This window comes from Microbacterium sp., assembly GCF_011620665.1.
Taxonomy (GTDB): domain Bacteria; phylum Actinomycetota; class Actinomycetes; order Actinomycetales; family Microbacteriaceae; genus Microbacterium.
In genome coordinates, this window is sequence record NZ_WOYQ01000042.1 from 1 (window position 1) to 19,376 (window position 19,376).

Consider the following 19,376-nt stretch of genomic DNA (forward strand, 5'->3'; position numbering starts at 1 on the left):
GGGCCGAGGGTTTGAGGTTCACCGGCTACAAGTCGCTCACGGCCCTCTCGAAGGGCCAGATCCCCGGCCCCGAGGGATCAATCGGAAAGCTTGGTGTGGCGCGCCTGGGTACCCGCGCCGCCGATGTCGCCCTGTCGATCATGGGCGGCGACGGCATGCTGCACCGCGCCGACGCCAAGGACCACGGCAATTGGCAGCTGTCGCTCCTCGGCAACCCCGCGATGCGGATTGCGGGTGGATCCGATGAGGTGCAGCGGAACATCATCGGCGAACGCGTGCTGGGCCTGCCCGGTGAGCCGCGCTTGGATAAGGACGTGGCATTCAAGGACATCGTCAGCGGCTGACCGGCCGATGACCCTGACCTCCAAATATTGTTGATCATGGGTCGGGCCGGACGGGTCCGACTGCTTCAGTGAGGAAGCGAGCTATGCGCGAAGTCGCGGTTGTTGGTGTGGGAATGTCTCCGTTCGGTGCCAACCGAGGAGTCTCCCTGCGGGAGCTGGTGTATCGCGCGGGAGTCGCCGCGATGGCGGATGCCGGGTCGACCTTCGCCGACGTCGGATCGGTCTTCATGGGCTACATCAATTCCCCGATGATGTCGGGGGTCCGATTCGCGAAGGAATGGGGTCTCACCGGCGCTCCCGTCGTACACGTGGAGGACGCGTCCGCCACGGGATCGGTGGCATTTCGCGAGGCCTACCTTGCTGTGGCGGGGGGTGCCGTAGAGACGTCGATGGCCGTCGGTTTCGACTCGATGGAGCAGCTGGCGGTGCCGGGCATGTCGCGATTCTCGGTCGAAGGCGCAATCTTGCCCGCAGGGTTCTTCGCGATGTGGGCGCGGCGTCGGATGCATGAGTACGGAACGACGCTCGACACGTTCGCGGCCATTGCGGCGAAGAACTGGAATCACGCCGCGCTGAACCCGAACGCGCAGCGCCGCGCCGACCATACGGTCACGGCGGAGGAAGTCTTGAAGTCGCGGATGATCGCGGACCCTCACACCTCGATGATGTGCGCAGCGGTGGGATCCGGTTCCGCCGTGGCGATCCTGACGACGGTGGAGAATGCTCGGCGCCTGCAGCCGGGACGCCCGGTCATCAAAGTGGAAGCCTCAGTGCTGCAGAGCGAGAAGTACATGCCCGGTCACGTCTTCCTCGGTCCTGTGGTCGGCCCCTCCGAGATGACCCGTACAACCGCTCAGCAGGCATACGAGGAGTCCGGTCTGGGGCCGCAGGATCTCGATCTGGTGCAGGTGCACGATGCCTTCCCAGTGGAAGAGCTCACCTACTACGAACTGCTGGGAATCTGCGGCGACGGAGAGGGCGATCAGCTCTTCGCGGAGGGGGCGACGCGTCTGGGCGGCCGGATTCCGTTCTCCACGGACGGGGGCTTGATCGGGCGCGGGCATCCCGGCGGGCCGACCGGACTCGCGCAGATCTGGGAGACCACGCTGCAGCTCCGCGGCGAAGCCGGGGACCGGCAAGTCGTCGGCGCGCGCACGGGACTGAACCACATGGTCGGCGCCGGCAGCGTCTGCTGCGTCACCATTCTCGGTCGTCACGACAGCTGAGACGAAGAAGCAGGCGGGCGCACGAAGACGCACCGTCACACAAGGGCCTGAGCCCGAAACGAAAGGAACATCATGGGACGCTTAGACGGCAAGGTAGCGATCGTCACCGGCGCTGCTCGCGGGGTGGGTCGCGCGCACGCAATGCTGCTCGCCTCCGAGGGGGCCAAAGTCATTGTCAACGACCTGGGCGGCGAGTGGGACGGCAGCGGGGCGGACTCGCGTCCGGCTCAGCAGACCGTCGATGAGATCAAGGCCCTGGGGGGCGAAGCCGCTGCCAACTACGACAACGTCGCGAGCTGGGAAGGGGGCGAGAACCTCATCAAACAGGCGCTCGAGACCTACGGCGACCTGCACATCCTCATCAACAACGCCGGCATCCTCCGCGACCGCACCATCTTCAACATGACGGAGCAGGAGTGGGACGCCGTCATCAATGTCCACCTCAAGGGCCACTTCGTGCCGACCCGGTTCGCCACCGCGTACTGGCGCGAGAAGGCGAAGACCTCCGGGGAGTCGGCGAACGGCCGGGTCATCTTCACCTCTTCCGAGGCGGGCCTGTTCGGCAACGGCGGTCAGGCGAACTACGCGGCGGCCAAGGCCGGCATCGCCTCGCTCGGCATCGTGGTCTCACGCGAGATGAGCAAGTACGGGGTCACCGCGAACAACCTTGCACCTCGAGCCCGCACTCGCCTCACGGAAGGCACGTTCGGGGAGTTCAAGCAGCAGGAGGGAGTGTTCGACTCCTGGGCACCCGAGAACATCTCGCCGTGGGTCGCCTACCTGTGCTCCGACGCTGCTGCACACATCACCGGCCAGACGTTCATCGTCGGTGGCGGCGAAGTCGATCTCGTCCAGGGTTGGACGACCGTCAGCAAGATCGAGAAGGACGGTCGCTGGACTCTCGAGGAGCTCGAGGCGCGCTCGAAGGACCTGTTCGGCGATCGCTCGACCGGCACTCCGGCATTTGCCGACTTGACTCTTCCCGCACCCACGGGACTGAAGTGACGTAACAACAAGAATGAGATGAAGTAGCTCATGAGCGCAACATCCGGTGGTGCAATGGCGCCCTACCGCATTCTGGACCTGACGAGCCAGCCTGGCTGGCTCGCTGGGCGGGTTCTGGCAGACCTTGGTGCTGAGGTGATCAAGGTGGAGCCACCCGGGGGGGACCCCGGCCGACGTGTCGGCCCGTTCCTCGATGACCAGCCGGGGAAGGACAACAGCCTCCGATGGCTGTTCCAGAATCGCGGGAAGCGATCGATTGTGCTCGACCTTGATACGCCCGAAGGTCAGGAGCTGCTCAAGAAGCTCGTTGCGACATCGCACGCGCTCATCGAGAGCTTTCCTCCCGGATGGATGGCGGATCGCGGCTTGGGCTATGCAGACCTTGCTGCGGTCAACCCGGCACTGGTCTACACCGCGGTCACTCCGTTCGGGCAGACCGGTCCGTACGCGGGGTATCAGGGCTCGGACCTCGTGCTGGCAGCGATGGGCGGGCAGGCCTACCTCACCGGTGACCCGGATCGGGCACCGGTGAGGCCATCCGTTCCACAGTTCGAGCAGCACGGAGCCGTCGAGGCCGCCGCCCAGACGGCCATGGCTCTGTTCCATGCCCGCGAGACCGGCGCCGGGCAGTTCGTGGATGTCAGCAGCCAGCTGGCCACAATTCGGACCCTGATGAATGCGACCCAGTATCCGCCGCTGGAAGGGTACGACCTCACGCGCCAGGGCGGTCTCCTGGCCGTCGGCGCGGGTCGGTTCCGGACGATCTACGAGGTTGATGACGGCACCGTCACCTTGATGGTGGTGGGTGGTCCGATCGGTGCGCTGATCATGGGACAGGTCGTCAAATGGATGACGGATCGAGGTGTCGTCGACGAGTTCCTGAAGTCCATCGACTGGATGGCGATGGACTTCGGTGCGCTCGCGGCGCTCGGTGAAGAAGGCCGCGCTCAGATGGACCGGATCAGCGCGGCGCTGCAGGAGGGCTTCCGTGGAGTGACCATGGCGCAGGCGTATGACGCGGCGCTGCAGTATCGCTTCCTGCTTGCGCCGAACAATTCGGTCGCCGAGATCCGACAGGACGAGCAGCTCGCAGCGCGCGAGTACTTCGTCCCGGTGGACCACGGTGAACGCGGGTCGGTGATCTATCCCGGTCCATGGGCCAAGCTCAGTAGAACGCCGCTGCGGGACTCGCCCCGTGCCCCGGGAGTCGACGCGGATCGCGCCGAGATCCTCTCCGAGTTCACGCCGGTGAGCGTCTCGGCGCCGCATCCGGAACGCGCCGCCGATGACATCTTCAAGGGCTTGAAAGTCTGGGACATGTCTTGGGTCGGTGTCGGACCGCTCACTGCGAGGTATCTCGCAGACTACGGCGCGACCGTCGTCCGCCTCGATTCGGCGACGCGGCCGGAGACGCTTCGACAGGCTCCGCCATACAAGGATGGCCATCCCGGGCTGAACAACACCATGTTCTATGGCGATTACAACGCCTCGAAGCTCGGCCTCGGGCTCAACCTGTCTACGACAGAGGCCCGGAAGATCGCGATGGAACTCATCGCCTGGGCCGACGTGCTTCTGGAGTCGTTCACTCCGGGGAACATGGCCGAGTGGGGACTCGATTGGGAGACGATCAAGGAGATCAACCCATCCCTGGTCATGCTCTCGACCTGCATGCAGGGCCAGACCGGCCCCCGTGCGGCATATCCGGGTTACGGGAATCTGATGGCCGGGCTGTCGGGCTTCTATCGCATCACCGGGTGGCCCGACCGGTTGCCGGTGCCGGTGTATGGCGCATACAGCGACTTCATCTGCCAGCGGTTCGCGACCTCTGCCGTGGTGGCGGCGCTGGATCACAGCAGGCGCACGGGAGAGGGCCAGCACATCGACCTCTCACAGTACGAGGGCGCCCTGCAGCTTCTGGGTACGGAATTGATGGACTACGAGGTGAACGGTCGAATCGCCGACAGGAGGGGCAACCGAGACGACGTTGCCGCTCCCCACGGGATCTACCCGTGTGCGGGGGAAGATCGGTGGGTCGCCATCGCCTGCTTCACCGACAGCCACTGGCGAGCATTGACGGATGCCATGGGCTCGCCGGAATGGGCGGCGGATCCGAAGTTCGCTTCGGCGCAGGGTCGTCGTGCGGCGGCCGAAGAGCTGGACGAGCGGATCGCCGAGTGGACGGCATCGCGAACGTCGCAGGACGTGTTCGGACTGCTGCAACCCCTGGTGCCGGCGGGGCCGGTGCACAGTCAGTCCGACTTGTTCACCGACCCACAGATCCAGCACCGCGGGTACTTCGTGGATCTCGAGCACCCGGTGATGGGCACCGTGCCCTACAACGGGATGCAGGCCATCATGTCGAAGACTCCGGCGTGGTTGCGCAAGGCATCGCCCACCGTGGGCGAGGACTCGTTCTTCGTCCTCGAGGAGATTCTCGGCTACTCGCCCGATCGCACCGGAGAACTCGTCGCTGCCGGCGCGGTGGAGATCATGGGGGACTGACACGCATGCGACCGATACAACTACCGCACCGCCCGATCTGGAGGATTGTTCGATGAATTTTGCCTTTGATGAAGACCAGGAAGAGTTCCGCGCGACGCTGCGCCGATTCCTGGAGCAGGTCTCACCCCTGTCATCGACCAGGGCGCTGATGGCGGAGCCGCTGGCCTTCTCGCCGGATGTCTGGCGGCGCGCCAGCGATCAGGTCGGGTTGCCCGGCTTGATCGTCTCGGAAGACGACGGCGGTCAAGGCTTGTCGTTCCTGGAGTTGGTGATCGCGGCGGAAGAACTCGGCCGTGTCGTCTCGGGCATGCCGTTCCTCTCGACCACCTCGGCCATTCTGGCGATCCAGGCCGCCGGCTCGGCTGAGCAACGGGCGCAGCTGCTGCCCGCGCTCGCGTCCGGCGAGCAGACCGCGGCACTCGCAACGGCCGAACCCGGCGAGGGATGGGGACCGGATGGCATCAGTGTGACGGCCTCCGGTGACGGCGACCAGGTGACCCTGAATGGCCGGAAGTCCTATGTGGTCGACGGTGGCAGCGCGGATCTGATCGTCGTGTCCGCGCGTCGCGAGGGAACAGTGGGCGAGGACGGCATCGTGTTGGTCGTCGTCGAGGGCGACGCGGCTGGTGTCTCGCGGCGTGTGCTCGACTCGATGGACCAGACCCGTCGAATGGCGGAGGTCACGCTCACGAACGCCACGGGGCGGCTTCTCGAGAACGGCTCGTGGTCGACCCTGGCGAGGACGCTGGACCGGGTCGAAGTGCTGCTTTCCGCAGAGATGATCGGTGGTGCTCAGGTCTGTCTGGAGCGCGCCGTCGATTACGCGCAGAAGCGGTATCAGTTCGGACGGGCGATCGGGTCTTTCCAGGCCATCAAGCACCTCTGCGCCGACATGTTCGTCGAGATCGAGTCGGCGAAGGCGGCTGTCTACTACGCGGCGTGGGCGGCGGATGAGGACAATGACGAGCTGCCTGTGCTCGCACCGCTCGCCAAGGCGTACGCGTCGCAGGCGTATTTCTTCGCCGCGAGCGAATCGCTCCACGTCCACGGCGGGATCGGATTCACGTGGGCCGATGACTCGCACCTGTACTTCAAGCGGGCCAAGGTGACCGAGTTGCTCTACGGAGACGCGACCGCGAACAAGGAGCTGCTCGCGCAGCGGCTCGGCCTGTGATGATGAAGAAAGCGGAAAGGGTGAAGCGATGAATGAGCGCCGATCGGCCGACCCGGACCTGTTCCGGGCAGACGGGGAGGCCCCCGTGCTGCTGGGCAGCAGATGTGACAAGGACGAGGAGTCGTTCTACCCGCGCCGCTGGAGCTGCCCCGTGTGTCTGGGACCTGTGCACGACGTGGAGTTGTCGCAGTCCGGCGAACTGTACTCGTACTCATTCATCTATGTCCCGACCTTCGGGAAGGCGCAGTTGGATGCCGAGGGATATGGGGTCGGCCAGGTCGATCTCCCCGAGGGTGTTCGCGTGCAGACCACCCTGGAGGGCGACCCCAAATCGTGGAGAATCGGGGACACCATGCACCTGACTTACACCACCGTCGACACGACGGACGGCGTTGATACGGTCCTGTACAGTTTTGCTCCGACCGCATGAGCGCAGTCGAACGGCCTCAGGGTCCGTTGAACGGGGTGCGGATCATCGAGCTCTCCGGGATCGGCCCGGGGCCGTTTGCGGGAATGCTGCTGGCGGACCTCGGCGCGGAGGTGATTCGTGTCGATCGGGCGACGGGCGGGTCGATGCTCCAGGCGGCGGAGCCCCGGCTGGATGTGCTCGGTCGTGGAAAGCGGTCGATCGCCGTCGATCTGAAGAACGCCGATGGCGTCGCGACCGTCCTTGACCTGATCGCCGGCGCCGACGCGGTGTTCGAGGGATATCGTCCGGGTGTGGCCGAGCGGCTCGGACTCGGTCCAGAGGTATGCCTGGCACGCAATCCGGCAGTGGTGTTCGGCCGCATGACGGGATGGGGTCAGACGGGTCCCATGGCATCGGCCGCGGGTCACGATATCGACTACATTTCGATCGCCGGCGCTCTCCACCCCATCGGCCGGGCCGGAGAGCCGCCCACACCCCCGCTGAACCTCGTCGGTGATTTCGGCGGAGGCGGCGTCTTTCTTGCCTTCGGGATGGTGTGCGCGATTCTGTCCGCTCGAACCACGGGCGTTGGTCAGGTGGTCGACGCCGCAATGGTCGACGGCGCCTCGATTCTGATGGCGCCCTTCGTCGCGATGCGCGCGTCGGGAATGTGGAGAAACGAACGCGGAACGAACATTCTCGACTCGGGCGCGCCGTTCTACGACGCGTACCGCACCGCCGATGGCGGCTACCTCTCCGTGGGCGCGATCGAGCCGCAGTTCTATGCTGCGCTGCTCGAAGGTCTGGGACTGGCCGGGGAGGAGCTGCCCGGGCAGATGGATCGCGAGACCTGGCCTGTCTTGAAGGCGCGGTTCGCGGAGATCATCGGGGGGCGGACCCGAGACGAGTGGACGGAGGTGTTCGCCGGCACGGATGCCTGCGTCGCACCCGTCCTGGAGCCAGACGAGGTTCCGGAGAATGCCCACATGAAAGCACGCGAATCGTTCGTGGACGTCGCCGGGTTGATCCAGCCACGACCTGCGCCGCGCTTCAGCGTCACCCCGCCCGCCGATCCCGCTCCCGCACGGGCCAGCGGCCAGGACACTCGCAGCGTGCTGGCAGATCTGGGCTATTCGGCGGACCGCGTGGAGGAATTGCTGGCTCGCGGCGCTATCGCCGAAGCGATCAGCGCCTGAGGCCGAGCCGCGGGTTCGGCAAGCGGCGCTCAGGCGGCGAACTCACGCAGATCGATCGCCTCGTCGGCGAGCAGATCCGCATCGACGGGCTGGCCTCGCCGGAGAATCGCCATCGCCCGTCGCATCTCACGGTTGCGATTGAGGGTGACCGCCGCAACGGGAACGCCGTCCCGCATATAGAAGGCCAACGCGTCCCGACCCGCAAGGTTCCCGCGCACGGCGAGTCGGTCCCAGCCGGTGTGCATTCCGGCGTACTGCAGAGCGAGGTCGTATTGATCGGACCACACCCACGGGATGGTCGAGTAGGGGTCGCCACGGCCGAGAACGCTCCGCGCCGCCACTGCCCCGTGGTCCACCGCGTGCGTCCAGTGCTCCGTCCGCAGCCGGCGGCCGTAGAACGGATGACTGTGGTGGGCGACATCCCCCACGGCGTACACGTTCGGCACCGTCGTCCGAGCGTGTTCATCCACCAGGATGCCGTTGTCCACAGCCACCTGGGTGCCGGTGACGACCGCAGTATCGGGCACCATCCCCACCCCCACGACGACGACGTCGGCGCGGAGTCGACGACCCGACGTGGTGGCGACCTCCGTGACCCGGCCGTTCGCGCCGTCGAAGCCGACCACGCCGTCACCGAAGATCATCTCGACGCCGTTCTCAGCGTGGAGCGCGCCGACCACGTTCCCGACCTGCTCCCCCAGCACACGCTCCAGCGGGGTCGACAGCGGTTCGACGATCGTGACGGCGACTCCCCGGCTTCGCAGCGTGGCCGCGACCTCGGCACCGATGAAGCCCATACCGACGATGACAGCGTGCTCGGCGCCGGCGGACCAGTCCCGCAGACTTTCGCTGTCGGCGCGGGTGCGGAGGCCGAAGATCCCGTCGAGCTCGGCGCCCGGAACCGGCAGCGCCCGCGAGCGTCCGCCGGTCGCCAGGATCACGGCATCCGCTTTCACAGACGATCCGTCGTCGAGCAGAACCGACGTATCCGAGGCTCGCAGCGCCACGACCCGGCTGCCCAGTCTGAGGTCGATTTCGCGGTCGGCCCAGAAGCCGTCCGGCCTCAGATTCAGGTCGTCCGCGGTGACGGTCCCCGCCAGGTATCCCTTCGAAAGCAGGGGGCGATCATACGGCGGGACGACCTCCTCGCCGAGCAGCACGACCCGCCCATCGTACCCCTCCGTGCGCAACGTGGTCGCCGCCGAAACCCCTGCCGCCGACGTTCCCACGATGACGACGGAGGCGGTGCTCACGATGCTTCCGCGTCGTCGATCCGTGGATCGATCATCAGGTCGTCACCTTCGACGGCGAGTTCGTAGACGCCCAGCGGCTCCCACGGGGGTCCGCCGAGCACCGCACCGGTCGCGGGATCGAACTCCCCGAAGTGGCACGTGCAGACCAGCTTGCCGTCTTCCAGTTCACCCTCGTCCGAGAACGTGCACGACTCGTGCGTGCACCAGTTGTCGAACGCGTAAAGCTCGCCGTCGAGGTTTGCGACGGCCATCTCGCGGCCGGCGACAGTGAACGCCTTGATCTCACCCGGCCCTACTTCGGAAGCCCGGCCTGCATTGATCAATCCCATCGTCGCCCCTTCGCGATCGAGGCCCCCACCGTCGGTGCGGGGCATTGTTCGGTCCGACGCACCACACATGTGGCGTCGGCAACGTCCGGTGGCGAGCCTAACCCGCCGGGGGTGAGCAGTGTCAAGCCCTCGATGTCGGGAGACCCGGCGGACCAACCTGGCGCGTTGGTCTTGTGCGATCGGAAGAACCGTCTGATACTGAGAACGCCGGACAGCGCAGTCGGGCTTTATCCGCTGGCATCGGCGCCACCAGGAAGATGACAAGGGAGTGAGCATGACACTCATTGAGAATCAGCAGGACAAACAACGCAGCGGTCTGACGGCCGATCAGTTCCGCGCGATCGAAGGCGCGCAGCTGGGCGACATCAACGACGTCGACATCAACGACGTCATCAACAAGTACATCTACAACCAGATCGCCGAGCAGCCCTCGTACGTCGAGCAGTACAAGCGCTACCTCAAGCAGCGCTGGGACGTGTACGACATCGACTTCACCCAGGACTACAAGGACTGGCACGAGAACATGACCGAGGCTGAGAGGAGCTCGTTCCTGGCGATCGCATCCGGATTCCACCACGGCGAGCGTCAGGTCGAGGTCGAACTCCCCGTCTTCATGCTCGGCGGCAGCGAGGACCAGAAGCTGTTCATCTCGAGCCAGATCGAGGATGAGGCGCGCCACACCGTCTTCTTCGACCGCTTCTACCATGAAGCGATCGGGCTGGAGGGCGACCTGATGGATGTGCTCGACCAGTCGTTCGAATGGGTCGGTGAGACCTTCATCGGTCCGTTCGGTCTGCTCGCGTATCAGGCAGACGCGCTGCTGAAGAACCCCGACGACCTCAAGCTGCGGGTGCAGTACGCGACGAACTACATGCTCTGGATCGAGGGCGTCCTCGCCGTGTCGGTCATGCAGATCACCCTGCGTTACGCTCGTCAGCGCAAGGTGCTTCCGGGTTACTACGCGGGCTTCACACTCACTGCGCGCGATGAGGCCCGGCACGTCCAGGCAGGGCTGCGGTTCCTGACCGAGGCACTCGAAGAGGACCCGACGCTGATCCGTGATGTTCACGACACGCTGCGCACGGTGCTGCTGATGAGCTCCACCTCAAGCCAGTACGTGGCCTACGAACCCATCGGCTGGACGCGTGAGGATGTGCAGGCCATGTTCATCACTCAGCTGGTGCGCAAGATGGACCTCATCGGACTGGAGCTGCCACCCGACCTGGCTGGCATGGTCCAGAACATTTCCGCCGACAACGCGATCGGAGGCTGAGCGATGTCACGCGCATTCAGCGAACAGTGGGCGGCGGACGTGCAGGCGCGTCTGGTGCAGGGATTCACCGAGAAGGACCGCGAGGGCCGGCTGCCGGACTACTGGACGTGGATCGATACCGCCGCGTCCACCTTCTCGGGGGTGCTCGCGCTCGGCGCGGTACCGGTCAAGGGCGACAATCTGGACACCGGCGAGTTCGTCGCGATCCGGATCGCGGAAGGCGTCGTGCAGGAGGTCCGCGTGATCACGCCGGACGAGGCGCGCGCCACCGACATCCTCTTGGTGGGCACGTATGAGAGCTGGCAGAAGTTCCTGGGTGGCTACGATGCTGCGCGGACGGTCATGTACCGTCACCTGCAGCTGGATCACGGCAACCTCTTGAGCTTCTTCAACCGCGTGTACTACTGGATCCAGTTCCTCTCGCTGCTGCACCAGGTGCCCTCGGAGGTCGTCATCCCGGAGGCTGTGGCCGCCTGAAGAAAGCGAAGCGGGGTCGACCATCGTCAGGTCGACCCCGCTTCGCTGTGTCACGCCTGCTCGACGGCGGAAAGCGTGTCGGTTTGTTGCAGAATGCCTCCTCTCGGATTAGCGTGGGGGGTATCCCGCCCGGTCAGGGTGGGAACTGTGCGTAGGACCAGATGCCCGAGATCGGGTGTCCTCGCGCGATGGATCAAGACGTATCGAGGGAGATATGCGATGAAGACTAAGGCAGCCGTCAACTGGGGTATCGGTCAGGACTGGAAGATCGAAGAGCTTGAGCTCGATGATCCCAAGCAGGGCGAGGTGCTGATCAAGCTTGCTGCCTCGGGATTGTGCCATTCGGATGAGCACATCCCCACCGGTGACATGCCCGTTCCCGCCTACCCGTATATCGGCGGTCACGAGGGCGCCGGCGTGGTCGAGAAGGTCGGGCCCGGAGTGGAGACCCTGAAGGTCGGCGATCATGTCGTGCTGAGCTTCATTCCCGCGTGCGGGCGCTGCAAGATGTGCTCGACGGGCCACCAGAACCTGTGCGACCTCGGCGCGGGTCTCCTCGGCGGCCTCCAGATCAGCGACAACACAGCCCGCCACCACATCAACGGCGAGGACGCGCGGCTCATGTGTGTGCTCGGCACGTTCTCCCCGTACACGGTGGTGAACGAGGCATCCGCTGTCAAGATCGACGACGACATCCCGCTCGAGGTTGCCGCGTTGGTCGGCTGTGGCGTGACGACCGGCTGGGGCTCGGCGGTCAACAGTGCCGCAGTGAAGCCGGGCGACACGGTTGTCGTCGTGGGTGTCGGCGGGATCGGTTCCAACGCTGTGCAGGGTGCGCGCATCGCGGGTGCGAAGCACATCGTCGCGGTGGACCCGGTGGAGTTCAAGCGTGAGAACGCGCAGTCGTTGGGTGCGACCCACACCGCGGCGAGCATCGAGGAGGCTCTTCCCCTCGTGTCGCAGATCACGCGCGGCGTGATGGCCGACTCGGTCATCTACACCGCCGGTGTCGTCGAGGGCGAGCTGATCGCCGGCATCATGGCGCTGACCACGAAGGGCGGCACTGCGGTCGTCACCGGCCTCGGACACGCCAGCCAGGTGGACGTGACCATGTCGCTGTTCGATCTGACCTTGATGCAGAAGCGGCTGCAGGGCTCGCTGTTCGGTGCGGGCAACCCGCGGGCCGACATCCCCCGTCTGCTGAGCCTTTATCAGAACGGGCAGCTCAAGCTCGACGAGCTGATCACGAAGACCTACACCCTGGAGGACATCAACCAGGGCTACCAGGACATGCGTGACGGCAAGAACATCCGTGGTGTGATCGTCTACAACTGACGTGACATCGCAGGACGAGATCGCCGTGACCCCGAATGGCGGGGTCGCGGCGATGCTCGGTCCGGCCACTCTCGACGTCTTCGACAAGGCTGTCGTGGGACGCCGAACCGAATCGGAAGTGCTGCTGGCCGCTCTCGCGGCCGGGCGGCACGTGATGCTCGAGGGTCCGCCGGGCACGGGCAAGTCGACTTTGTTGCGCACGCTGGCGAGCGCCGCGGGGATCAGCCTGGTGTTCGTGGAGGGCAGCGCCGAGCTGACTCCCGGTCGACTGGTGGGCAGCCACGATCCCAGCCGGGTGCTTTCCGAGGGCTACCGGGATGAGAACTTCCTCGACGGGCCTCTGCTGGAGGCGATGCGGACCGGCGGACTCCTGTATCTGGAGGAGCTGAACCGCGTCCCCGAGGAGACCATCAACGTGCTCATCACGGTCATGAGCGAGGGGGAGTTGCACGTTCCCCGACTGGGGCTCGTGCGTGCGACGGCCGGGTTCGCGCTGGTCGCGGCGATGAACCCCTTCGACGCGGTCGGAACGGCGAGGATCTCCGCGGCCGTGTACGACCGCACATGCCGCATCCGGATGGACTATCAGAGCGCGCCGGACGAGGAGCAGGTGGTTGCGCGCGCCGTGCGTGGCGCCGCAGGCTCCGATGGGATTGTCGCGGTCACGGATGCGGGTCGATCGGTCGCTCTCGTGCGCGCGACGCGCGAGCATCCCGAGGTGAGAATCGGTTCGTCGGTGCGGGGCGCGATCGACATGATGCTGGTCGCGGACCGACTGGCCCGTTTGCGAGATCTACCGGCAAACGACCGCGGCGTCAGTCTGGATGCGGCGCTGGCGGCGCTGAGCGGGCGGATCCGTGTTCAGGAGGGCGGCGACCGCACCGCCGAAGAGATCATCACCGAACTGTGGCATCGCGTGTACGACCCGCCGGCGGAGGCCGAGCACTCGGACGACCCGGGAAAAGCGAGCGGGGCGACCGGTCTCGACCGTCCGGCGCCCCGCGTTCCCCGCTGAACAAGGGTCCCCAGCAGGGCTCTGACCCTTCCGATCAGCCGCCGGCCACCAGCGGGCGGCATCTGCTGCAGGCACTACCCGGGTTCCAGGAGGTCTCACCGCAGCTGGGGATGCTCGACGAGGAGGCGCTGAGCGCGTTGGAGCAGCGAGATCCTGATGCGGCGATGACCCTCGTGGCCGAGATGAGCGGTGCCACCGACCGGCGATTGCGATTGCTCGCTCGGGCACTGGCGGGTCGGATCATGGTGCGCGCCGCATCGCCGCGGGGGGCGCCTCGGCCCGGAATCGGTCGGATCCGGCCGACCCGCTGGCAACCCGGTGTCGACATCGACGTGGATGAGAGCATGGACACACTGCTGTCGGCTGCGCTCACCGGGAGTGCGCCAGATGCCGAGCGGCTGCGCGGACCCGGGTGGAGCCGGCCGGCGACCGCTGTCTGTCTCGTCGTGGACCGGTCCGGATCGATGGGCGGGGAGCGCCTGGCCACCGCTGCCGTGGCAGCAGCTGCCGTCGCGCTCCGCAGTGCGGATGATTACAGCGTGATCGCGTTCGGATCGGCGGTGAAGACCGTCAAGGCGCAGGGTCAGCCCCGCGAGGTGGAGCGGGTCGTTGAGGACCTGCTCCAGCTGCGCGGTCACGGGCGCACGGACCTCGCTGCCGCGCTGCGCGCCGCTACGGCGCAGCTGGAGACGTCCCGGGCGACGCGTCGGATGGTGCTGCTGCTGTCGGACGCAAGATCCACCTCCGGGGATGACCCGCTTCCAGCCGCCAGAGCCCTCGATGAGCTTCTCGTTCTGGCTCCTGTTGGGGCGACCGAATCCGGAGATCAGGCGCGATCATTCGCGCGCACCAGCGGCGCACGCTTCGCCGAGGTCGCAGGACCGAGCGGCATCCCCGCCGCCGTCGCATCGCTGTGGCCGTGAACGGCGACGATGAGGCTGGAATGGCCAGGCTGACAATGCGGTATGGAAGGCGCGAGTGAGTTGACATGTGCCGTGCATCGGTGACAGCCTGTGAGCGACACAGGCAGTTTCGGTGCGGTCAGCCCGAGCGCCTGGATCACGCAACGAATCCGGCAAAGGAGCAAGGCTTTGAGCGCATACGCCACCATCAATCCCGCGACCGGCGAGACACTCGCCGAGTTTCCCGTCATCAGCGACGGCGAGGTCGAAACGATCATCGAACGGGCCCACACCGCCTACCTCACGTGGCGCCAGACGCCGTTGTCTGAGCGCACCGCCGCTCTCGCGCGCGCCGCGCAGCTGAGCATGGAGCGCATCGACGAGCTGGCCGGGCTGCTCACCCTCGAGATGGGCAAACCCTCGATGCAGGCCAAGGGCGAAGTGATGCTCGTCGCATCGATCTTCCAGTACTACGCAGAGAACGCCGGGAAGTTCCTCGCCGACGAGGTGCTCGACGCCGTGGGCGGTGGCGAAGCCGTCGTGCGTACCGAGCCCATCGGAGTCATCCTGGGTGTCATGCCGTGGAACTTCCCCTACTATCAGGTGGCCAGATTCGTCGCCCCCAACTTGGCTCTCGGCAACACGATCATCCTCAAGCACGCGCGCAACTGCCCGCAATCGGCGCTGGCGATCGAGAAGCTGCTGCACGACGCCGGGATCCCGACCGACGCGTACATCAACGCATTCATCGACAGCAGCCAGGTCGCCGACGTGATCGCGGACCCGCGGGTGCAGGGCGTCTCGCTGACCGGCTCGGAGAAGGCCGGCTCGGCCGTCGGAGAGGTCGCCGGACGGCACATGAAGCGTTACGTGCTCGAGCTCGGTGGCTCCGATCCCTTCATCGTGCTCGGAGACGCCGACGTCGACGCCGCCGTCCAGGCAGCCGTGATGGGCCGGGTCATGAACGCCGGGCAGGCGTGTACCGCCTCGAAGCGTTTCATCGTCGTCGACTCGGTGTACGAGGAGTTCACCCAGAAGTTCATCGGAGCGATGACGCAGATCCCCACGGGCGATCCCACCGACCCCACCACGATGGTCGGGCCGCTTTCGTCGGTTCAGGCCGCCACCGACCTTCACGAGCTCGTGGACGACGCCGTCAGCAAGGGTGCCGAGCTGCACTCCTCACCGCAGCCGGCGGCCGGCGGCGCGTTCTACGCGCCGGGTGTGCTCACGGGTGTGACGCCCGACATGCGCGCCTTCGAGGAGGAGCTCTTCGGTCCGGTGGCGACGGTGTTCCGTGTGCCTTCGCCGCAGGCCGCGGTCGAGTTGGCGAACTCCTCGCCGTTCGGCCTGGGCGGGAGCATCTTCACGAAGGACCTCGATCTCGCCCGTGACCTCGCGGGTGACCTGGAGACCGGGATGGTGTGGGTCAACGCGGTCACCGGAAGCTCCGCCGAGCTTCCGTTCGGCGGAGTGAAGCGCTCCGGTGTCGGTCGCGAGCTCGGCAAGTTCGGGATGAGCGAGTTCGCCAACAAGAAGCTCGTTCGGGTGCCCCAGCCGGCTTGATCCTTCGATCCGGTGCGCGGACGAGGCCGGCAGCTTCAGGCCTCGTCAGCGCACCGGATCACCCGCGTCTCCGCGGATGCGTTCGAGTATGCGCATCGAACCGAGATGCCGGACTTCGCGGAAGTCGCCGTTTTCTACGGCGCGCCGGAACACGCGATACGGGGCCTGTCCGCCCTGTGCAGGGTCCGAGAAGACGTCGTGTATGACGAGCGCACCCCGGGGCAGAACCCAGCGTGCCCACCCTTCGTAGTCGTTGTTCGCGTGTTCGTCCGTGTGTCCTCCGTCGACGAACACGAGCGAGAGCGGCGTGCGCCACAGCGCGGAGACGGTCGTGGAGCGCCCGACGATCGCGACGACGTGCTCCTCGAGCCCGGCAGCCCCCAGGGTGCGCCGGAACTCGCCCAAGGTGTCCAGCGTTCCACTGGACTCGTCCACGAGCGTCACGTCGTGATACTCCCAGCCGGGCTGGTTCTCTTCGGATCCATGATGGTGATCGACCGTGAAGACCGTGCCGCCCACCTCCCTCGCTGCGGCGCCGAGGTAGAGCGCCGATTTGCCGCAGTACGTACCGATCTCGAGCACCGGGCCACGCTCCAGGCTGCGCCGCGCCCAGCGGTGCAGCAGCTCTCCTTCGCCCTCGGGCATGAATCCCTTGGCCGCTAGGGCGTGCGGCAGAAGGTCGGGCGGCATCTCGGGCGCATGCAGGTTGTCGTCCATTGCGTCATCCTCAACCATCATCTCGGGCACCCGCACTCGCCGAGTTCTTCCGGGACGGCCGGCAAGCCGTCGCCGCGGAACACGGCCGCGCCGCCCGTCGTCTCGGAGATGGCGTCGACGGCGAGGACGACCGCGGCGGCCGTCCAGGTGGAGCACTCCACGGGCCACCTCAGCCCGTCTGCGAAGACGTAGCCGGTCCAATAGGACCCATCCGGATCCCGCAGGTGCTGCATGTGCGCGACCAGGTCGGTCGCGGCCTGAACGTCGCCGATCGCATGCAGCGAAAGCGCGAGCTCGCAGGTCTCGGCACCGGTCACCCACGGCCTGTCGCTCACGCACCGAATCCCGAGGTCCGGGACCACGAACTCGTCCCAGCGAGCCTGCATCCGCTCCACCGCGGCGTTCCCGCGAACGGCGCCGCCGAGCACCGGGTAGTACCAGTCCATCGAGTGGCGCTCGCGAGGGTCGAAGCGGTCCTCGTGAACGCGCAGAGCGTGGCCGAGGCGCCCGGCAGCGCTCATCCACCCGGGGCGCGACCTTCCGAGCACATCCGCCAGGCCGATCCCGCAGAGGAGCGCGTGATAGATGCTGGAACTGCCGGTCACGAGCGCCGAGTCTGCGATCCGGCCGTCCGTTCCGGCGGCCCAGGCGATCCCGCCGAATGGCAGCTGCATCGCTACGACCCGATCAAGCGCTCGTTCAACCGTGGGCCACGAGCGGTTCAGGAATTGCTCGTCGGCGGTGACGCGCCAGTGGTGCCAGACGCCGACCGCCACGTAGGCGACCATGTTGGCGTCGGTGGCGGGATCGGCGATGCCGTCACCGACGAACTTCATCGGCCACGAGCCGTCCTTGCGCTGGGTCCGGGCGAGCCAGTCGTAAGCACGGTCGGCGGCTTGCCGTTCGCCGGCCACCAGGAGCGCCATCGCGTTCTCCACGTGGTCCCAGGCGTCGGTGTGCCCGTCCGGAAACCACGGGATCGACCCGCTGGTCGTCTGAACCCGGGCGATCGCCTCGCCGGACCGACGGATGTCTTCTTCGCTCAGGACTCCCGGGAGCGAGGGCAGTTCGAGCGCCGTCACCTTTGCGGCTTGGTCAGGTAGAAGACGATGCTCTTGCCGGCGATCGGGTCGAAGACGGCCTCGAACCAGCGGGTGGGCCACGGACGTTTCATGATGTCCCAGACCAGCAGCTTGTGGTACCCGCGTACGAGCGGATGCTCGGAGTTGTCCACGCCCACCGCGCACTTGAGCCACCAGTACGCTGAGTGCAACGAGTGCGCATACGATCTGCCGTCCAGTTTCAGACCGGTCCCGGTGAGCTTCGCGGACAGGTCCTTCGGATCATAGATCCGCACGTGGCCGCCCTCCACCTCGTGGTACTCGTCGGACAGCGCCCAGCAGATCCGTTCGGGCCAACGCCGGGGCACGCTCACCGCGATCGTTCCACCGGGTTTGAGCACGCGGTACATCTCCGTGATGGCGCGTACGTCGTCGGGGATGTGCTCGAGCACTTCGGATGCGATGACGTGATCGAACTCGGCATCCTCGAACGGCAGTGCCAACGCGTCGCCCTCGTGCGTCACCGCCCGCGCATCCGCCGGGACCTGCGCTCCGGCGGCCATCGCCGCGAAGGTCTGCGAGACCGTCTCCAGCTCGCTCACGTCCTGATCGAACGCGACCACATCGGCGCCACGTCGGTATGTCTCGAAGGCGTGGCGACCAGCGCCGCATCCCATGTCGAGAACACGGTCTCCGGGTCGCACCCCGAGTCGATCGAAATCAATGGTGATCATAAGTCTGCTTCTCTGCCGTCATCGGAATGTTGATCGCCTCATGGTAAACGCGGACCGTCTCCTCTGCCACCGTCCGCCAGCTGAAACGCTCGACCGCGCGATCCAGGCCCGCCGCTCCCATGCGCGCGCGGCGCGCGGGATCGTCGAGCAGGATGCCGATCGCATCGGCGAGCGCCGCCTCGTCGCCGGGCTCGACGATCAGTGCGCATTCGCCCGCCGTCCCGACCACCTCTGGGATGGCCCCTGCGCGGCTCACCACAAGCGGTGTCGCCCGGGCCATCGCCTCTACGGTCGGCAGTGAGAAGCCCTCGTACAGGGACGGGACACACGCGATCTCGGCCGAACCGAGGAGTTCGGCGAGCTCCGGACCCGACAAGCCGTCGACGAAACGCACGGTGCCACCGAGGTCGAGCTCCGAGACCAGGCGCTCCGTCGGTCCCCCGGGCTTGGGCTTGCTGACGATCACGAGCTCAAGCCGGCGCTGTCCGCGCAGCCGTGCCACTGCCCGCAACAGGGTGGGAATTCCCTTCAGCGGCGTGTCGGCGCTTGCCATTGCCACGATGCGGCCCGGTACGCGCGCGGTGCTCGGATGCTCGAGCATGATCGGATCGACTCCGAGCGGTATCGTGCGAATGCGTCCGGGGTCCACTCCGAACTCGCGGGCGATGTCGCCGCGGGACGACTCCGAGACCGTGATGATGGAGGGCATGCGTCGGGCGACCCGACCCTGCATGGTCGCGAACCCGTACCAGCGCCGCGTGGTCACCTTCCGCCAGCCGCGCGCCGCCGCGATCTCGAGTCGTCGATCGAAGGTGATCGGGTGGTGGATCGTCGTCACCAGCGGAAGCCCCGAACGCG

The 19,376-nt window shown here is 66.5% G+C and carries 19 protein-coding genes; 13 read left to right on the forward strand and 6 right to left on the reverse strand.

The genetic code is table 11. The features are described from left to right. From QZV81_RS05835 to QZV81_RS05865, 7 genes are all read left to right on the forward strand, one after another. On the forward strand, window positions 1–344 hold a 344-nt coding region (locus tag QZV81_RS05835; protein WP_292834166.1), incomplete at its 5' end, for an acyl-CoA dehydrogenase family protein. Window positions 345–427: 83 nt separating this feature from the next. Beyond that, the gene (locus tag QZV81_RS05840) at window positions 428–1,570 is read left to right on the forward strand and encodes a thiolase family protein (protein ID WP_292834169.1); all 1,143 of its coding nucleotides are present in this window, start codon (window positions 428–430) and stop codon (window positions 1,568–1,570) included. A gap of 72 nt (window positions 1,571–1,642) precedes the next feature. Continuing rightward, window positions 1,643–2,575, forward strand: coding sequence for an SDR family oxidoreductase (locus tag QZV81_RS05845; RefSeq protein ID WP_292834172.1), 933 nt, complete (start codon window positions 1,643–1,645; stop codon window positions 2,573–2,575). Window positions 2,576–2,605: 30 nt separating this feature from the next. Then, window positions 2,606–5,077, forward strand: a complete 2,472-nt coding sequence (locus QZV81_RS05850; RefSeq protein WP_292834175.1) for a CoA transferase — start codon at window positions 2,606–2,608, stop codon at window positions 5,075–5,077. Window positions 5,078–5,129: 52 nt separating this feature from the next. Then, entirely contained in the window at window positions 5,130–6,251 is a 1,122-nt protein-coding gene (locus QZV81_RS05855; RefSeq protein WP_292834178.1) for an acyl-CoA dehydrogenase family protein, read from the forward strand. A gap of 28 nt (window positions 6,252–6,279) precedes the next feature. Further along, complete coding sequence (locus QZV81_RS05860; protein ID WP_292834181.1) at window positions 6,280–6,681, forward strand: OB-fold domain-containing protein; 402 nt, start codon at window positions 6,280–6,282, stop codon at window positions 6,679–6,681. Then, window positions 6,678–7,856 carry a CaiB/BaiF CoA-transferase family protein gene (locus QZV81_RS05865; RefSeq protein ID WP_292834184.1) on the forward strand — a complete coding sequence of 393 codons (1,179 nt, stop codon included), beginning with the start codon at window positions 6,678–6,680 and terminating at the stop codon, window positions 7,854–7,856. The genes QZV81_RS05860 and QZV81_RS05865 overlap by 4 nt, the downstream gene beginning before the upstream one ends. A gap of 29 nt (window positions 7,857–7,885) precedes the next feature. Here the strand turns inward: QZV81_RS05865 and QZV81_RS05870 are convergent, their stop codons facing one another. Continuing rightward, a complete protein-coding gene (locus QZV81_RS05870; RefSeq protein ID WP_292834187.1) occupies window positions 7,886–9,109 on the reverse strand; it encodes an FAD-dependent oxidoreductase in 1,224 nt (407 codons plus the stop codon). Further along, a complete protein-coding gene (locus QZV81_RS05875) occupies window positions 9,106–9,438 on the reverse strand; it encodes a Rieske 2Fe-2S domain-containing protein (protein WP_292834190.1) in 333 nt (110 codons plus the stop codon). Before QZV81_RS05875 ends, QZV81_RS05870 begins: the two co-directional genes overlap by 4 nt. A gap of 274 nt (window positions 9,439–9,712) precedes the next feature. Between QZV81_RS05875 and QZV81_RS05880 the strand changes: the two genes are divergently transcribed. The 6 genes from QZV81_RS05880 (at window position 9,713) to QZV81_RS05905 (ending at window position 16,006) form a co-directional block, all read left to right on the forward strand. Continuing rightward, on the forward strand, window positions 9,713–10,711 hold the full coding sequence (locus QZV81_RS05880) for a ribonucleotide-diphosphate reductase subunit beta (RefSeq protein WP_292834193.1): 999 nt from the start codon (window positions 9,713–9,715) through the stop codon (window positions 10,709–10,711). A 3-nt stretch (window positions 10,712–10,714) separates the two neighbouring features. Next, window positions 10,715–11,188, forward strand: a complete 474-nt coding sequence (locus tag QZV81_RS05885; RefSeq protein ID WP_292834196.1) for a hypothetical protein — start codon at window positions 10,715–10,717, stop codon at window positions 11,186–11,188. A 219-nt stretch (window positions 11,189–11,407) separates the two neighbouring features. Further along, the gene (locus QZV81_RS05890; RefSeq protein ID WP_292834199.1) at window positions 11,408–12,523 is read left to right on the forward strand and encodes an NDMA-dependent alcohol dehydrogenase; all 1,116 of its coding nucleotides are present in this window, start codon (window positions 11,408–11,410) and stop codon (window positions 12,521–12,523) included. Window position 12,524: 1 nt separating this feature from the next. Beyond that, complete coding sequence (locus QZV81_RS05895) at window positions 12,525–13,538, forward strand: MoxR family ATPase (protein WP_292834202.1); 1,014 nt, start codon at window positions 12,525–12,527, stop codon at window positions 13,536–13,538. 110 nt (window positions 13,539–13,648) lie between these two features. Continuing rightward, window positions 13,649–14,461, forward strand: coding sequence for a vWA domain-containing protein (locus tag QZV81_RS05900; RefSeq protein WP_292834205.1), 813 nt, complete (start codon window positions 13,649–13,651; stop codon window positions 14,459–14,461). Between the two features lie 168 nt (window positions 14,462–14,629). After that, on the forward strand, window positions 14,630–16,006 hold the full coding sequence (locus QZV81_RS05905; RefSeq protein WP_292834208.1) for an NAD-dependent succinate-semialdehyde dehydrogenase: 1,377 nt from the start codon (window positions 14,630–14,632) through the stop codon (window positions 16,004–16,006). A gap of 45 nt (window positions 16,007–16,051) precedes the next feature. On the opposite strand, the gene QZV81_RS05910 is transcribed toward QZV81_RS05905, so the two are convergent. From QZV81_RS05910 to QZV81_RS05925, 4 genes are all read right to left on the reverse strand, one after another. Next, window positions 16,052–16,723: a class I SAM-dependent methyltransferase gene (locus QZV81_RS05910; RefSeq protein WP_292834211.1), complete on the reverse strand. Its 672-nt coding sequence runs from the start codon at window positions 16,721–16,723 to the stop codon at window positions 16,052–16,054. A 17-nt stretch (window positions 16,724–16,740) separates the two neighbouring features. Next, the gene (locus tag QZV81_RS05915) at window positions 16,741–17,805 is read right to left on the reverse strand and encodes a prenyltransferase (protein WP_292834214.1); all 1,065 of its coding nucleotides are present in this window, start codon (window positions 17,803–17,805) and stop codon (window positions 16,741–16,743) included. Continuing rightward, a complete protein-coding gene (locus QZV81_RS05920; RefSeq protein WP_292834217.1) occupies window positions 17,802–18,518 on the reverse strand; it encodes a methyltransferase domain-containing protein in 717 nt (238 codons plus the stop codon). The genes QZV81_RS05915 and QZV81_RS05920 overlap by 4 nt, the downstream gene beginning before the upstream one ends. Then, the coding region (locus QZV81_RS05925) for a glycosyltransferase family 1 protein (protein ID WP_292834220.1) at window positions 18,505–19,376 on the reverse strand (872 nt) is incomplete at its 5' end. The genes QZV81_RS05920 and QZV81_RS05925, both read right to left, overlap by 14 nt.

Bases quoted from the DNA above. Each gene is read 5' to 3' on its own strand.
- QZV81_RS05860 (WP_292834181.1), top strand. From the start codon at position 6,280: ATGAATGAGCGCCGATCGGCCGACCCGGACCTGTTCCGGGCAGACGGG.
- QZV81_RS05890 (WP_292834199.1), top strand. From the start codon at position 11,408: ATGAAGACTAAGGCAGCCGTCAACTGGGGTATCGGTCAGGACTGGAAG.
- QZV81_RS05855 (WP_292834178.1), top strand. From the start codon at position 5,130: ATGAATTTTGCCTTTGATGAAGACCAGGAAGAGTTCCGCGCGACGCTG.
- QZV81_RS05880 (WP_292834193.1), top strand. From the start codon at position 9,713: ATGACACTCATTGAGAATCAGCAGGACAAACAACGCAGCGGTCTGACG.
- QZV81_RS05865 (WP_292834184.1), top strand. From the start codon at position 6,678: ATGAGCGCAGTCGAACGGCCTCAGGGTCCGTTGAACGGGGTGCGGATC.
- QZV81_RS05920 (WP_292834217.1), bottom strand. From the start codon at position 18,518: ATGATCACCATTGATTTCGATCGACTCGGGGTGCGACCCGGAGACCGT.
- QZV81_RS05840 (WP_292834169.1), top strand. From the start codon at position 428: ATGCGCGAAGTCGCGGTTGTTGGTGTGGGAATGTCTCCGTTCGGTGCC.
- QZV81_RS05885 (WP_292834196.1), top strand. From the start codon at position 10,715: ATGTCACGCGCATTCAGCGAACAGTGGGCGGCGGACGTGCAGGCGCGT.
- QZV81_RS05875 (WP_292834190.1), bottom strand. From the start codon at position 9,438: ATGGGATTGATCAATGCAGGCCGGGCTTCCGAAGTAGGGCCGGGTGAG.
- QZV81_RS05850 (WP_292834175.1), top strand. From the start codon at position 2,606: ATGAGCGCAACATCCGGTGGTGCAATGGCGCCCTACCGCATTCTGGAC.
- QZV81_RS05845 (WP_292834172.1), top strand. From the start codon at position 1,643: ATGGGACGCTTAGACGGCAAGGTAGCGATCGTCACCGGCGCTGCTCGC.
- QZV81_RS05910 (WP_292834211.1), bottom strand. From the start codon at position 16,723: ATGGACGACAACCTGCATGCGCCCGAGATGCCGCCCGACCTTCTGCCG.
- QZV81_RS05900 (WP_292834205.1), top strand. From the start codon at position 13,649: ATGCTCGACGAGGAGGCGCTGAGCGCGTTGGAGCAGCGAGATCCTGAT.